The 13,561-nt window shown below is 32.1% G+C and carries 15 protein-coding genes and 1 pseudogene; 14 read left to right on the top strand and 2 right to left on the bottom strand.

Annotated features, from left to right (window positions below):
* Positions 1-5: 5 nt before the first annotated feature.
* Together CBR30_01530 and CBR30_01525 are read right to left on the bottom strand one after the other, a co-directional pair.
* Positions 6-1,603, bottom strand: a pseudogene (locus tag CBR30_01530) (glycosyl transferase family 1).
* Positions 1,600-2,184 (bottom strand): phosphoribosyltransferase, encoded by a 585-nt coding sequence (locus CBR30_01525; protein ID PMQ02360.1) that lies wholly within the window; start codon positions 2,182-2,184, stop codon positions 1,600-1,602. Before CBR30_01525 ends, CBR30_01530 begins: the two are co-directional and overlap by 4 nt.
* Before the next feature lie 123 nt (positions 2,185-2,307).
* Here CBR30_01525 and CBR30_01520 point away from each other — a divergent pair, with 123 nt between their 5' ends.
* The 14 genes from CBR30_01520 to yajC all read left to right on the top strand — a co-directional run bounded on the left by CBR30_01520 (position 2,308) and on the right by yajC (position 13,541).
* Positions 2,308-3,585 carry a phosphopyruvate hydratase gene (locus CBR30_01520; protein PMQ02359.1) on the top strand — a complete coding sequence of 426 codons (1,278 nt, stop codon included), beginning with the start codon at positions 2,308-2,310 and terminating at the stop codon, positions 3,583-3,585.
* A gap of 32 nt (positions 3,586-3,617) precedes the next feature.
* Positions 3,618-3,959, top strand: a complete 342-nt coding sequence (locus tag CBR30_01515; protein PMQ02358.1) for a hypothetical protein — start codon at positions 3,618-3,620, stop codon at positions 3,957-3,959.
* Positions 3,956-5,491, top strand: a complete 1,536-nt coding sequence (locus CBR30_01510; GenBank protein PMQ02357.1) for a bifunctional ADP-dependent NAD(P)H-hydrate dehydratase/NAD(P)H-hydrate epimerase — start codon at positions 3,956-3,958, stop codon at positions 5,489-5,491. The genes CBR30_01515 and CBR30_01510 overlap by 4 nt, the downstream gene beginning before the upstream one ends.
* A gap of 98 nt (positions 5,492-5,589) precedes the next feature.
* On the top strand, positions 5,590-6,339 hold the full coding sequence (locus tag CBR30_01505; protein PMQ02356.1) for a YebC/PmpR family DNA-binding transcriptional regulator: 750 nt from the start codon (positions 5,590-5,592) through the stop codon (positions 6,337-6,339).
* A complete protein-coding gene (locus tag CBR30_01500; GenBank protein ID PMQ02355.1) occupies positions 6,340-6,819 on the top strand; it encodes a crossover junction endodeoxyribonuclease RuvC in 480 nt (159 codons plus the stop codon). It abuts the gene before it with no gap.
* On the top strand, positions 6,816-7,388 hold the full coding sequence (ruvA, locus tag CBR30_01495) for a Holliday junction branch migration protein RuvA (GenBank protein ID PMQ02354.1): 573 nt from the start codon (positions 6,816-6,818) through the stop codon (positions 7,386-7,388). The genes CBR30_01500 and ruvA overlap by 4 nt, the downstream gene beginning before the upstream one ends.
* Before the next feature lie 4 nt (positions 7,389-7,392).
* A complete protein-coding gene (locus tag CBR30_01490; protein PMQ02353.1) occupies positions 7,393-8,385 on the top strand; it encodes a Holliday junction branch migration DNA helicase RuvB in 993 nt (330 codons plus the stop codon).
* Positions 8,382-8,927, top strand: a complete 546-nt coding sequence (locus tag CBR30_01485) for a hypothetical protein (GenBank protein PMQ02352.1) — start codon at positions 8,382-8,384, stop codon at positions 8,925-8,927. The genes CBR30_01490 and CBR30_01485 overlap by 4 nt, the downstream gene beginning before the upstream one ends.
* The gene (locus CBR30_01480) at positions 8,924-9,805 is read left to right on the top strand and encodes a diacylglycerol kinase (GenBank protein PMQ02351.1); all 882 of its coding nucleotides are present in this window, start codon (positions 8,924-8,926) and stop codon (positions 9,803-9,805) included. Before CBR30_01485 ends, CBR30_01480 begins: the two co-directional genes overlap by 4 nt.
* Positions 9,799-10,023: a hypothetical protein gene (locus CBR30_01475; GenBank protein ID PMQ02350.1), complete on the top strand. Its 225-nt coding sequence runs from the start codon at positions 9,799-9,801 to the stop codon at positions 10,021-10,023. Before CBR30_01480 ends, CBR30_01475 begins: the two co-directional genes overlap by 7 nt.
* A complete protein-coding gene (locus tag CBR30_01470; GenBank protein ID PMQ02349.1) occupies positions 10,020-11,102 on the top strand; it encodes a hypothetical protein in 1,083 nt (360 codons plus the stop codon). Before CBR30_01475 ends, CBR30_01470 begins: the two co-directional genes overlap by 4 nt.
* Positions 11,093-12,112: a tRNA preQ1(34) S-adenosylmethionine ribosyltransferase-isomerase QueA gene (locus CBR30_01465; protein PMQ02348.1), complete on the top strand. Its 1,020-nt coding sequence runs from the start codon at positions 11,093-11,095 to the stop codon at positions 12,110-12,112. The genes CBR30_01470 and CBR30_01465 overlap by 10 nt, the downstream gene beginning before the upstream one ends.
* Positions 12,113-12,120: 8 nt before the next feature.
* Positions 12,121-13,284, top strand: a complete 1,164-nt coding sequence (locus CBR30_01460; GenBank protein PMQ02347.1) for a tRNA guanosine(34) transglycosylase Tgt — start codon at positions 12,121-12,123, stop codon at positions 13,282-13,284.
* Entirely contained in the window at positions 13,260-13,541 is a 282-nt protein-coding gene (gene yajC, locus CBR30_01455; protein ID PMQ02346.1) for a preprotein translocase subunit YajC, read from the top strand. The genes CBR30_01460 and yajC overlap by 25 nt, the downstream gene beginning before the upstream one ends.
* The last annotated feature ends 20 nt before the right edge of the window (positions 13,542-13,561 follow it).

The following is a 13,561-nucleotide window of genomic DNA, read 5'->3' as shown; positions in this document are numbered from 1 at the left end:
CCTCCTTATTTCCAATTGGAATTTTGATACTCTTTGTAAACTCTATTATAAACTTCTAAAGTCTTTTCTGCTATTTTATCCCAGGTATAAATTTTCTCTACCTTTTCTTTAGCATTTCTCCCTAACTCCTTTGCATAATCTGGATTTTCTAATAGGAAAATTATCTTTTGAGAAAGTTCGCTAACATCTCTTGGTTTGAAAAGTATGCCATCCCTACCAGATTCTATTATTTCACTAAAGCCACCTGTATTTGAGGCAATAACAGGTTTCTCTAAAGCCATTGCCTCTAAGGCAACTATACCAAATGGTTCATAAATGCTTGGAAAAACACATATATCGCTTACTTTTAATATGGCATTTCTCAAATTATCTTCGATAAATCCTGTAAATATTGTATTCTCTTGAACACCCAATTCATATGCTTCTCTTTTCAATTGTTCAAGCATGTCTCCTGTACCAATAAAAATGAATTTTGTTTTAGGGAATTTTGAGAGAACAATAGGAATTGATCTTAGCAAATATTCAGGTCCCTTTTGAAAGTACATTCTACCGATAAAAAGTACTATCTTTTCATCATTAGGAGCATACTTTTTTCTAATTTCTTCTAAATTAATATCTCCAGAATCCAAATCTTTTATGTCTATTCCGTTAGGTATAATATCTATCTTGTCTTCAGGAAGACTAAAAAGATTCTTAACTTCTTCCTTCATTGAATTACTACATACTATGACTCTCCATGATTCATAAGTTAGCCACCATTCAATATCATGAATAAATTTTTGCTCTCTTGTATATATACCTTGATTCCTTCCATACTCTGTAGCATGGATTGTTGAAACTAAAGGTTTTTTTAGACTATGCTTTAAGGTGTATCCTGCAAAAGCACTTAGCCAATCATGAGCATGGATAATATCAAAATTATCTCTTTCATATATCTCTATTGACTTTCTAATAAAATTTAAATTCAAGAAATATATCCAGCTTAAAAAATCAGGTGTATCTATAATCTTTGATGGCACTCTATATACCTCAAGGTTTTTATTTTTCTCATCAGGAGCAATGTCTGAACAACATGTTATAACTTTTACATCAATGCCAAGAGAAGCTAAAGCATTGCTCAAGCCATAAACATGCCTGCTTAAGCCTCCAACGATTCTTGGAGGATATTCCCAGCTAAGCATTAAAACCTTCATTTTTGGTCCTCCTTAATTAAGCTATAAGCCTTTTTAACCATTTCCCTTTCTAAGGGATATGTCAATAAATTTAATGCAGTTTTCATATCAACAAACTTTCCCTGAATGAATACTTCCTTTTCCACATTAATATCTTTCGTTAATGGATACATTAAAAACCATAAAACCTTTTTATCTTCCTCAGGATGAAATTCTGTGGCTTCTGCATGATATTCTATTTCTCCTATAAATTTTATAATCTTTGCTTTTATACCTGATTCTTCCTCTACCTCTCTTATAGCTGTTTCTTCTATATTTTCTCCTTCCTCTACATGTCCCTTAGGAAGTACCCAACATCCATTTCTCTTCTGTAGTATTAAGACTCTATTTTTTTCATCAATTATAATTCCACCTGCAGAAACTGCCTTCATAGATTTTTCCAAAAATCACTTCTAAATCTATCTATTAATTCCTTACTTACTCCTGTTTTAAAAAGTTCATCTAAGATCTCATCGTGAGATTTACCTTGACTCTTTAGGTTTTTTGCAATTTTAAGAAGAGTCTCGTTAACCTCCCAAGGAAAAATAATCCATGCGGATGTCTCAGATATGTAGTAATCAGGTTTAATTATGGACCATGGTTTATAATAAATGGTAGCAATCTTTACCTGAGAAGCACCACAATGCTCTAAGTGTTCTTTTGCAACTTTTAAACTTTTCCCACTATCCGCTACATCATCTGCAATTAAAACTTTCTTCCCTTCTACTCCTGTAGATATTGTTTGAGTTATAACGGGTCTTTCTCTTGTTTCACCAACCCCTCTATAGAAATCTATCTTTATATTGGCTGTATAAGAATTTTCAAGAAGATCCGATAGGATTCTTGCTGGTATCCATCCTCCTCTTGCCACACCTACTATTACTTCAGGAATATAATTGTCATCTTTAATTTTTTTGGCTAAGTCAATACATTGTTTATATATTTCTTCCCATGATGGTGAAATATATTCCATATTTCTACCTCCATCTTTTTTTCTTTTATTTTATATGATTTGTATTGTTTTTAAAAGAACTTTAAAAGATTTTTAAGTTTAAAGTGTTATAATATTTCTAAAAATTTCTCAGGAGGTGAAACTGTGCCAACTATATTAGATATATTTGGAAGAGAGGTTTTAGATTCAAGAGGAAATCCAACAGTAGAAGCAGAAGTTTATTTAGAAGATGGAAGTATGGGAAGAGCAATAGTACCATCAGGGGCTTCTACGGGAAGTAGAGAGGCTTTAGAACTAAGAGATAAGGATGAAAAAAGATACAAAGGAAAGGGTGTTACTCAGGCAGTAAAAAATATAAATGAGATTATTGCGCCTGAATTAATTGGAATGGACGCCTTAGATCAGTACTTGATTGATAAAACCATGATAGAATTAGATGGTACAGAAAATAAATCAAGACTCGGAGCAAATGCAATATTAGCTGTGTCTTTAGCTGTAGCAAGAGCTGGAGCAAATTATTTAGGTATTCCTCTTTATGCTTATCTTGGAGGCATTCAAGCCCGTGAACTTCCTGTCCCTCTAATGAATGTAATTAATGGTGGAAAGCATGCAGATAACCCATTAGATTTCCAAGAGTATATGATAGTGCCTCTTGGACCAAACTTCAGAGAATCATTAAGATGGGCTGTTGAGGTTTTTCAGACTTTGAGATCAATATTAAAGAGCAAAGGGCTTAATACTAATGTTGGTGATGAAGGGGGTTTTGCTCCTTATATAGAAAAGAATGAAGAACCTCTATCCATTTTAGTAGAAGCCATTAAAAAGGCTGGTTTTGAACCTGGAAAAGATATTGCTCTTGCCCTTGACCCTGCAGCAAGTGAATTCTACGAAGATGGCAAATACAATTTACAGGCAGAAGGAAAATCATTATCTTCTGATGAGATGATAGCATTTTATGAGTATTTAGTAGAAAAGTATCCTATTGTTTCTATAGAAGATGGATTATCTGAAAAGGATTGGGAAGGATGGCAAAAGCTAACCCAAAGATTAGGAAAGAGAATTCAATTAGTGGGTGATGACATATTTGTTACAAATCCTAAGATTTTAGCAGAGGGGATTGAAAAGGGAATAGGAAATGCAATTCTAATTAAAGTAAACCAGATTGGTACATTAACAGAAACTCTTGATACTATAAGACTTGCTCATCAAAATGGATATAAAACAGTTATTTCCCATAGATCAGGAGAGACAGAAGATACTTTTATTGCAGATTTAGCTGTAGCAGTCAATAGTGGGCAAATTAAAACAGGCTCCTTAAGTAGAACCGATAGAATTGCAAAATATAATCAGTTATTAAGAATTGAGGAAGAATTAGGAGAAGGGGCAGTTTATAAAGGGATTTTAAATTTCAAGAGGAGATAAGAAGGTAGGGGTAGTTTATCTACCCCTATTTTATGAAAAAAGAATTTATAGTTTTATTTTCTATTTTAATCATTGCTTTTATTATTTGGGTATATTTCTATACCAGTGGGCAAGCTTTCTATTTAGTTGTCGAAGTTAATAACAAGGAAGTAATGAGAATTAATTTGGCAAAAATTCAAGAGAAAAAAGTTTTTAGTGTAGAAGGAGTAATAGATAAAAGTTATTTTGAGTATGATCCTAAGTATGGGGTTAGAATGATAGCATCTCCATGTCCTGATAAATTATGTGTGAAGCAAGGATGGATTAAAAAAGTGGGAGAAAGTATTGTGTGTTTGCCAAATAGAGTTGTTTTGAGATTGGAAGGAAAAAGATGAAGGTTTTATCTGTTGAAGAGACAAGAATTTTAGAAAATAAGTTGGTAAAAGAATATAATATTCCTCCATTGTTGTTAATGGAAAATGCTGGTGCTCAATCTTTTAGCTTATTAAAAGAGAAAATAAATTTAAAGGATAAAAGGATATGTGTTTTATGTGGACCAGGAAATAATGGAGGAGATGCCTTAGTTATTGCGCGCTATCTATATATGAATGGAATAACGCCAACAGTTTTTTTATACAATTGGGATAAAAATATTTCTGAGCTTTCGAAGATACAATATGAGATTTTAAAAAATACAGAGATAGAATTTTTATCACTAAGAGAAGAATATAGAAGCATAAGATTTTTTGATATTATTATTGACGGGCTTTTAGGGATTGGTCTAAAGAGACCATTAGATAATGAGTTAGTAAGTATAATTGAAGAAGTTAATAATCTTAACAAAACTGTTATCTCAATAGATGTGCCTACAGGAATAGATGCTGATTCTGGTAAAATTATGGGGGCTTGTATCAAAGCAAACTATACAGTTACTATGTTTTTACCCAAAATTGGCTTTTTTAATCCAAAGGTTATAGATTACATTGGGGAACTTGTTGTTAATCCATTGGGATTTCCTATAAAATTTTTAAACGACTTGATTCCTTCTAATATATACTATGTCCAAGAAGAAGATATTTTAAAAAGTATTCCTAAATTTCCATTAGGAGTTCATAAAGGGGAAAAGGGTAAAGTTTTAATTATAGGGGGATCCCTCCAGTATAGTGGTGCTCCAATTTTATCTGCAAAGTCCGCTTTAAGAACTTCTGCTGGGTTAGTTTACCTTGCTCTTCCAGAATCTATAAGTAATCTTCATAGGGGACAAAATCCAGAGATTATTTTCATTCCATTAGGGGATCAAAGTGGTTATATATCCTATGAGAGTGTAAGTAAAATTCTTGAAATTATAGAAAAATTGAGAATAGATTCTGTAGGGATTGGACCAGGTATTGGACTCTTTGAAGCTACTCAAAGATTTATTCAAGAATTGGTTTTGAAAATTGATAAGCCATTAGTTATTGATGCAGATGCTTTAACTGCAATTAAACCTACTTTGTCTTATCTAAATAAAGGTAACATAATAATAACCCCTCATATAGGGGAAATGTCTCGTTTAACTGATTTGTCAATAGAACACATTTTAGAAAACAGGATAGATGTTTCGAGAAAATTTGCAGAAAAATATAATATAAATCTTATCTTAAAAGGTCCTTATTCTTTGTCTGTTTTTCCAGATGGTGATGTATATATAAATCCATTTGCATCTTCTCTTTTAGCTACAGCAGGCTCGGGAGATGTTTTGACAGGTATACTTACCGCTTTATTAGCTCAGGGAATTTCTATTAAGAAAGCATGTGTGTTAGGTAATTATATTCATTCTTTATCTTCTTTGATATACAAAGAAACAATTGGAGATAGAGGTCTTATTGCAGGAGATATAGTTGAAAACATACCTTTGGCGTTTAAGAAAATTATAGAAAATTCTTGATTTAACCTATTCTTTCTCTTCTTGTCAAACTTAATAAAATATAGTAGAATTCTAATTGAGATATACTTTTGAAAATTTCAATGTAAGGAGGCGGAATAATGTCTGGACATTCAAAATGGGCAAATATTAAACATAGAAAGGCAGCAACAGATGCAAAGAAGGGGAAGCTTTTCTCCAATTTAAGTAAAGAAATTATAATAGCTGCTAAACAAGGAGGAGGGAATCCAGAAACTAATCCAAGATTAAGAGCTGCTATTGAGAGAGCTCGCGAGGCAAATATGCCAAAAGAAAACATCGAAAGAGCTATTAAGAGGGGAACAGGAGAAATTCCTGGTGTAACTTATGAAGAGGTAGTTTATGAAGGATACGGACCTGCTGGTGTTGCAATTATGGTAGAGGTTGTAACAGATAATAAAAATAGGACTGCCTCTGAGATTAGAAGGATCTTTACAAAACATGGTGGCAATTTAGGAGAGGCTGGCTGTGTCTCATGGATTTTTGAAGATAAGGGGAGTATTTTCATTGATAAAGAAAGTGTAGTGGATGAGGATCAACTTTTGAGTGATGCCTTAGAAGCTGGTGCAGAAGATGTAAGAATTGATCCTGATAGTATTGAGATTATCACATCTCCACAGGAATTCACTGCTGTTAAAGAAGCATTATTAGCTAAAGGATATAAGATAACTCAAGCAGAAGTAACTAAGGTTCCAAAAAATTTAGTACCTGTTCAAGGTGAAGATGCAGAAAAGCTTTTGAAACTAATGGAAGAATTAGATGATCATGATGATGTACAAAAAACTTATGCTAATTTTGATATTCCTGACGAAATTTTGCAAAAATTGTCTTAGATGTTAATTTTAGGAATTGATCCAGGAACAGCCACTATAGGCTACGGTTTGGTTGATTTTAATAACAAAAAACTAAAAATAGTAGATTATGGAGTATTAACTACTCCAAAGGAATGGGTTGTAGAAAAAAGATTAAACTATGTATATATGGAAATTTCTAATATTTTAGAAAAGTATAATCCAGATGTTGTAGTAATGGAAAATGTATATTTTTATAAGAATACGAAAACAGCTATAAATGTTGCCCAAGCACAGGGAGTAATAATGTTATCTACTTATCAACATAATATTAAGTTACAGACCTTTACTCCCTTAGAAGTAAAACAGACTATAGTAGGCTATGGTAGAGCTACTAAGGAGCAAATGCAGATTATGGTAAAAGAACTTCTACAATTAGAGGAAATTCCAAAACCAGATGATGCTGCAGATGCATTGGCGCTTTGTATATGTTATTCTTTAACTAAAGGTGATAAAGTTTGAGTTTTATCAATCATATTCATGGAAAGATATTGGAAGTTGACAATAATGTTTTAATAATTTCGTTAAATAAAATTAGTTTTAGGATATTTCTATCTGATTGTAGTATAAAAAAAATAAAAGATAAGATAGGAGAAGAAATAGATATTTATGTAAGTGAGATTTTTAATATGGAAAGTATTAGACTTTATGGTTTTTTAGAAAAAGACGAGAGGGATTTTTTTGAAAGCCTGATGGAATTACCGGGAGTGGGGGTGAGATTAGCCTTGAAGATTGTAGATAATATTACTTATAATGACTGGAAAAATGCTTTAGAAAATAATAATTGGGAGATCTTAACTTCTATTCCAGGAATTGGAAAAAAAATTGCCCAAAAAATATTTTTCTCTGCTAAGAGGACATTGCCTATTGAAGAAAAGAGCGATGAAATTGAAACAGTAGCAAATGCTTTGATTAATCTTGGTTATACAAAAAGCGAAGTTAACAAAGTAATGAAAGAATTGTCAAAGGAGAAAGGGAAATCTATAGAAGAATTAATAAAGATTGCATTAGATATACTCAGAAAGATGTAAATAAATGAGAAAGAATTATTCTTTTTCTTTAGTTCAAAAAGAACCAGCCTTAGAAAATCTTTTAAGACCAAAGAATCTTTGTGAATTTGTTGGTCAAAAGAAGATTATAGAAAGACTTGATATTATTTTAAAAGCTGCAAAAGAAAGAAAAGAAGCTTTAGATCATATTTTATTTTGTGGTCCTCCTGGCTTAGGTAAGACGACATTGGCTTTAATTTTGTCTACTGAAGAGAATGTGGAAATAAAGATGGTTTCTGCACCAACTTTGCAAAAGACTGGTGATTTAGTAGGAATTTTAACATCTTTATCGGAGAGAAGTATTTTATTTATTGATGAAATTCATAGACTTTCCCCCTCTCTTGAAGAGGTATTATATTCTGTAATGGAGGACTTATCTATAAGTATAGTTACTGGTAAAGGACCTTCTGCAAGAATAATAAAATTCAAACTACCACCTATTACTATTGTTGGAGCTACAACAAGACCTGGATTATTAAGTCATCCTTTAAGGGATAGATTTGGTTTTATTGCCAATTTTGACTATTATAATGAGGAAGAGTTGGTAGAGATTTTGTTAAGATCCCAAAAAATATTGGATTTAAATCTTTCTGAAGAAGTACTCTTGGAGATTGCAAAGCGTTCAAGAGGTACACCAAGAATTGCAAACAGGCTTCTAAAGAGGGTTAGAGATTATATTCAGGTTATGGATATTAATAATTTAAGTATTGATAAGGTTAAAGAAATTCTAAATTTCTTAGGAATAGACTATAAAGGATTGGATGAGTTAGATAGAAAAATATTAAAAGCGATTAGGGATAATTTTAAAGGTGGACCTGTAGGAATAAAAAATCTTGCTGAGTTTTTGAATGAATCTCCTGAAACAATAGAAGTGATGTATGAACCTTATCTTTTAAGGATTGGTTTTATTCAAAGAACTCCAAGAGGAAGAATAATAACACCTTTAGGTTTAACTCATTTAATGGAGGCTGACTCATGAATAGGGATCTTCTTTTGCATATATGTTGTGCGGTTTGTTTGATATATCCCCTTGAAAAGCTAAGAGAGAATGGGTATGATGTGAAAGGTTTTTGGTATAATCCCAATATTCATCCTTATCAGGAATACAAAATGAGATTAGAAACCTTAAAAAATTATGCAAGTATGCAAAATTTAGAGTTAATTGTAAATGATGATTATGATTTAGAAGGTTTTATTCGAAATGTAGTTTATAGAGAGAATGAAAGGTGCCCTGTTTGTTACTATATGAGGCTAAAGAAAACAGTAGAAACTGCTAAAGATTTAGGATTTAATAGATTTACTACTACACTTTTAATGAGTCCTTATCAGAAGCATGATTTAATATTTAAGATTGGTAAGATGTTAGAAAATGAGTATAATATAGAGTTTGTTTATTATGACTATAGAAGTGAATATAGGACTGCTATAAATAAGGCTAAGGAACTAAATTTATATAGACAAAAATATTGCGGTTGTATATATAGTGAAAAGGAGAGATACTGGAAAGGAGAGAAGAAATGAAATATCATGTATTGGTTAATCCTATAGCAAATAAAGGCAGAGGAGAAAAGTTATTTCCAGAAATTAAATCTTTGTTAGAGAAAGAAAATATTAATTTTGATATTGAGTTTACATTAGGAGGAGAGGGAACTCTTAAGCAGGTTGAAAAGGCTTTGGATAAGGGGGCAGATATAGTTGTTGCTGCAGGTGGAGACGGAACAGTGAATGAAGTTGTGAATGGACTTAGAGGTAGAGCTAAATTAGGAATTCTTCCTATTGGAAGAGGGAATGATGTAGCAAGATCTTTGAAAATTCCTAAGAACTTAAAAGAGGCAGTTAAGCTACTTAAAAAGGGCAAAAATTTTAAGATGGATTTAGGCATGATAGATGGTAGATATTTTGTGGGGGTTACTGGATTGGGATTTGATGCAGAAGCAAATTTAACAGCAAATAGATTAAAGTTTAGGGGACCGCTTGGATATGTGGCATCAGTTTTTTTAACCCTTAAAAATTATAAACCAAAAAAGTGTAACATTTATATGGATGATAAAGTTTGGAGTGGAGAAATTACGTTAGTGGCTATTGGAAATACAAGAAATTATGCAGGAGGAATGAAAATAACTCCAAGTGCTAGATTAAATGATGGTTTATTTGATATTTGTATTGTGGAGAAAATACATCCCTTAGAATTAGTTCTCTATTTTCCATTAATTTATTTTGGAAAACACACTATTAATCCTCATGTAAAAATGTATAGGGCAAAAGAGGTAAAGATTGAGGGGGAGAAGGATTTAATGGCAACTATGGATGGAGAATTGATTCCTGCGGAAAAATTAGTAGTTAAAAATATTCCTAATATACAAGATGTTATATGTGGGGGTGTGATCGAACTATGTTAAATTTATTTGGGAAATGGTTGATTATTTTAGGAGTCATTCTCATAATTTTGGGAATAGTTTTATCCTATGGTCTTAAGTTCTTTCCTATTGGTCGTCTTCCTGGTGATATAAGGATTGAAAAGAAGAATTTTGTCTTTTATTTTCCTGTTACCACTTCTATTATCTTAAGTATTATCTTGACTATAATCCTAAGTATCATATTTAGGATCTTGAAATGAGGATCTTTTGTATCTTTGTTCTCTTTTTAATATTATTTGTGGTCTCTTTTTCTCAAGAGATACCTATCATAAGAGTGGGTGTCTTAAAAATAGACAGAGAAATATTTATTTCAAATGTTGGTTTAATTGTTAACTCTTATATTAATATTGAATTGGGAGGAAATGGAGAACTATATTTAAAAATTTCTGAAAATTGTGCAGTATTAAACTTTGGTAAGGACGTTTTAATCCTTAGCTTACCGATTACTCTATATCCACAGAAAGATAAGAAAATAACAATAAATTCTAACCAATATAGAGGTATTTTTGAGATAAACAATGACGGATGGCTTATAAATATATTGAATTTAGAGGAATATTTGTATGGTGTTGTACCTGCAGAGATGCCAGCCTCTTATCCAATAGAGGCTTTAAAGGCACAGGCTGTAGCTTCGAGAACCTATGCATTAGCAAATATGGGAAAACATAAAGATTTTGATCTGTGTTCAACAACTCACTGCCAAGTTTATAAGGGCTTTAGTTATGAGAAGGAAAGTTCTAATAAGGCAGTATTGGAGACGATAGGAGAAGTTATTACTTATAATGGAAGTTTAATAAAGGCATTTTTTCATTCCTCCTCAGGAGGCATAACGGAAAATAGTGAAGACGTTTGGGGGGGATATTATCCTTATTTGAGAAGTGTTAAGGATGTAGAAGAACTTGAAAAGGATAGTTGGACAGTATACTATTCTTTTGAAGATACGAGGAGAAAATTATTATCAATAAATATAAATTTAGAAAATATAGACACTATAGAATTAGAGAAGAGTGCTACTGGAAGAGTAAAAAATGTTGTCCTAAAGAATACAATGGGTGAAAATATAATCAAAGGAACTTTGTGGAGAGAGATTTTTGATTTACCGAGTACTCTTTTTAATATAGAATTTTCAAATGGCGGGATGTATTTTAAAGGAAAGGGTTATGGGCATGGTGTTGGAATGTCTCAAAAGGGTGCAAAGTATTTGGCAGAAAAAGGTTATAATTATAAGGATATTTTAAAGTACTACTATCAAGGGGTAGATATAAAAAGATGGTACTAAAATTATCTGATTATGATTACTATTTGCCAGAAGAATTGATAGCCCAAGAACCAGTAGAACCACGGGATAGCTCCAAATTAATGGTAGTATCTCGGGAGAGTGGAGAGATATCTATCTGTATTTTTAGAGATATTCACAGGTTTTTGAGAAAAGGTGATGTATTAGTTTTAAATGATACAAAGGTAATACCTGCAAGAATATATGGAAGAAAAGAGACAGGAGCTAAAATAGAGGTTTTGTTGTTGAAGAAGATAGATGATTTGACCTTCTCTGCTCTCATAAAACCAGGAAGGAGAGCAAAAATTGGATCTAAAATTCTTTTTAAGGATGATGTGTTTTGTGAAGTATTAGAAAGAAATGAAGATGGTATATTTCTTCTCAAGTTCTCAACGCCAAATTTAGAAAATATTTTGCCTGAGATTGGAAAGATACCTTTACCTCCTTATATTAAAAAACCTTTGGAAAATCCAGAAAGATACCAAACAGTTTATGCTAAAAAGTTAGGTTCAGTTGCTGCTCCTACCGCAGGTTTACATTTTACTCCTGAGTTATTAGAGAATTTAAAAAATATGGGAATTGAAATTTTATATATAACTCTACATGTTGGTTTAGGTACTTTTAGACCTGTAGTTGTAGATGATATTACAAAACATAAGATTGATCCAGAATACTATGAGATTTCAGAAGAAGTTAGTTACAGGATAAATAAGGCAAAAGAGGAGGGAAGGAGAATAATAGCAGTGGGAACTACTGTTACAAGGACCTTGGAAGGAAATAGAGAGGGTAGTAGGGTAAAGGCGGGAAAAGGTCTTGTTGATTTATTTATTTATCCTGGATTTGAATTTAAAATAATTGATGGTTTAATAACAAATTTTCATCTTCCAAAATCTACCCTATTAATGTTAGTTTCCGCATTTATGGGATATGATTTAATGAAAAAAGCATATGCAAAAGCCATTGAAGAAAGATTTAGATTTTATAGCTTTGGAGATGCCATGTTTATATATTGAGGTGTAGGATGAAATTTGAAGTATTGATAAGGGATCAAAAGAGTAAAGCAAGGATCTGTAAGATAGAGACTTATCATGGAGAAATAACAACTCCTGTCTTTATGCCAGTAGGCACACAAGGAGCTGTAAAAACTCTATCACCTGAGGAGGTCAGGGAGCAGGGAGCAGAAATTATTTTAAGTAATACATATCATTTATTTTTACGACCAGGACCAGAAATAATTGAGAAAGCAGGTGGTTTACATAAATTTATGTCTTGGGATGGTCCTATTTTGACAGATAGTGGAGGTTATCAGGTTTTTAGCTTAGCAAAACTGAGAAAGATTGATAATGATGGGATCCATTTTAGTTCTCACATTGATGGTACAAGGTATTTTTTTACTCCAGAACTTGTTATTGATACACAGAGTAAGTTGGGTTCAGATATTGTCATGCCTTTAGATGTTTGTCTTGGATATGGGGCGGATTATTGGGAGACTGAAGAAGCTTTAAGACTAACTATTGAATGGTTGAAAAGAAGTATAAACTATAACAATAGAAAACATTATCAAAATCTATTTGGTATAATTCAGGGAGGATTTTACAAAGACCTTAGACTGGAAGCTATTAACAAAATGTTGGAATTGCCATTAGATGGTTTTGCTTTAGGTGGTATTAGTGTAGGAGAACCAAAAGAGTTGATGTATGAAATATCGCAATTTATTACAGATAATTTGCCAGATGATAAGCCAAGATATCTTATGGGGGTGGGAGCTCCTGAGGATCTCGTTGTTATGGTAGGGTTTGGTATTGATATGTTTGATTGTGTTTTGCCAACGAGACTTGCTCGTCATGGGATTTTTTATACAAGAGATGGGAGAAGAAATATAAAAAATGCTATCTATAAAGAAGATTTATCCCCATTGGAAGAAGACTGTGATTGTTATACTTGTAGAAAGTTTAGCCGTGCATATATTAGACATTTGTATCTTCAATATGAAACCTTTTCCTATAGACTTTTAACTATTCATAATCTAAGATTTTTATTTAGGATTATGTCTGAATTAAAAAGAAGTATAATAGAAGGGAGGTATGAGGAGTATAAAAAAAGTTTTCTTAAGAGATTTCTTAGTAATGACAGAGAAAATAGATTGGAGAAGGAGGAGCTATGGACCAAAATACTGGGAGTTTAATTAGTTTATTAATTGTTTGGGGAGTTGTAATAGCAATCTTCTACTTTATTGCAATAGTCCCTCAAAGAAGAGAAGAAAAAAGAAGGCAAGAAATGTTGGAATCTTTAAAGGCTGGAGATAAAATAGTAACAAAAGGTGGATTAATAGGACAGATTGTTGCAGTAAATAAGCAAACTAAAATATTGCAGGTATCTTTTGGAAAGGGAATAATTATTGAAATGGTTCGTGAAGGTGTAGCATATAAACTTAAGGAATAATAATTAGAGAAAGGGGAGAT

It is taken from the genome of Dictyoglomus sp. NZ13-RE01, assembly GCA_002878375.1.
Lineage (GTDB): Bacteria > Dictyoglomota > Dictyoglomia > Dictyoglomales > Dictyoglomaceae > NZ13-RE01.
This window is presented reverse-complemented; position numbering and strand designations above follow the sequence as displayed.

Excerpts from the sequence above, each read along its gene's own strand:
- CBR30_01525 (PMQ02360.1), bottom strand. The coding sequence starts at position 2,184 with ATGGAATATATTTCACCATCATGGGAAGAAATATATAAACAATGTATT.
- CBR30_01465 (PMQ02348.1), top strand. The coding sequence starts at position 11,093 with ATGGTACTAAAATTATCTGATTATGATTACTATTTGCCAGAAGAATTG.
- CBR30_01475 (PMQ02350.1), top strand. The coding sequence starts at position 9,799 with ATGTTAAATTTATTTGGGAAATGGTTGATTATTTTAGGAGTCATTCTC.
- CBR30_01505 (PMQ02356.1), top strand. The coding sequence starts at position 5,590 with ATGTCTGGACATTCAAAATGGGCAAATATTAAACATAGAAAGGCAGCA.
- CBR30_01460 (PMQ02347.1), top strand. The coding sequence starts at position 12,121 with ATGAAATTTGAAGTATTGATAAGGGATCAAAAGAGTAAAGCAAGGATC.
- CBR30_01485 (PMQ02352.1), top strand. The coding sequence starts at position 8,382 with ATGAATAGGGATCTTCTTTTGCATATATGTTGTGCGGTTTGTTTGATA.
- CBR30_01515 (PMQ02358.1), top strand. The coding sequence starts at position 3,618 with ATGAAAAAAGAATTTATAGTTTTATTTTCTATTTTAATCATTGCTTTT.
- CBR30_01510 (PMQ02357.1), top strand. The coding sequence starts at position 3,956 with ATGAAGGTTTTATCTGTTGAAGAGACAAGAATTTTAGAAAATAAGTTG.
- CBR30_01490 (PMQ02353.1), top strand. The coding sequence starts at position 7,393 with ATGAGAAAGAATTATTCTTTTTCTTTAGTTCAAAAAGAACCAGCCTTA.
- CBR30_01470 (PMQ02349.1), top strand. The coding sequence starts at position 10,020 with ATGAGGATCTTTTGTATCTTTGTTCTCTTTTTAATATTATTTGTGGTC.
- yajC (PMQ02346.1), top strand. The coding sequence starts at position 13,260 with ATGGACCAAAATACTGGGAGTTTAATTAGTTTATTAATTGTTTGGGGA.
- CBR30_01480 (PMQ02351.1), top strand. The coding sequence starts at position 8,924 with ATGAAATATCATGTATTGGTTAATCCTATAGCAAATAAAGGCAGAGGA.
- CBR30_01500 (PMQ02355.1), top strand. The coding sequence starts at position 6,340 with ATGTTAATTTTAGGAATTGATCCAGGAACAGCCACTATAGGCTACGGT.